Origin of the sequence: Pseudoalteromonas shioyasakiensis, from assembly GCF_022398475.1 — a bacterium.
GTDB lineage: Bacteria > Pseudomonadota > Gammaproteobacteria > Enterobacterales > Alteromonadaceae > Pseudoalteromonas.
Genome location: NZ_JAKEVM010000312.1, coordinates 1 through 591, shown reverse-complemented (window position 1 = coordinate 591; position 591 = coordinate 1). Strand labels below are relative to the sequence as shown.

The 591-nt window shown below is 54.0% G+C and carries 1 rRNA gene; it reads right to left on the bottom strand.

The features are described 5' to 3' along the window. Window positions 1–18: 18 nt before the first annotated feature. A 23S ribosomal RNA gene (locus L1D51_RS21665) occupies window positions 19–591 on the bottom strand; the annotation flags it as partial.

Sequence of the window (591 nt, the reverse complement as noted above, 5' to 3'; positions counted from 1 at the left end):
AAAACCCTTTTGGGTTGTATGGTTAAGCCTCACGAGTCATTAGTACAGGTTAGCTCAACGCCTCACAACGCTTACACACCCTGCCTATCAACGTCCTAGTCTCGGACGGCTCTTTAGAGACCTTAAAGGTCTAGGGATGACTCATCTTAGGGCTCGCTTCCCGCTTAGATGCTTTCAGCGGTTATCGATTCCGAACGTAGCTACCGGGCAATGCGATTGGCATCACAACCCGAACACCAGCGGTTCGTCCACTCCGGTCCTCTCGTACTAGGAGCAGCTCCCTTCAATCATCCAACGCCCACGGCAGATAGGGACCGAACTGTCTCACGACGTTCTGAACCCAGCTCGCGTACCACTTTAAATGGCGAACAGCCATACCCTTGGGACCGACTTCAGCCCCAGGATGTGATGAGCCGACATCGAGGTGCCAAACACCGCCGTCGATATGAACTCTTGGGCGGTATCAGCCTGTTATCCCCGGAGTACCTTTTATCCGTTGAGCGATGGCCCTTCCATTCAGAACCACCGGCCTGTTATCCCCGGAGTACCTTTTATCCGTTGAGCGATGGCCCTTCCATTCAGAACCACCGG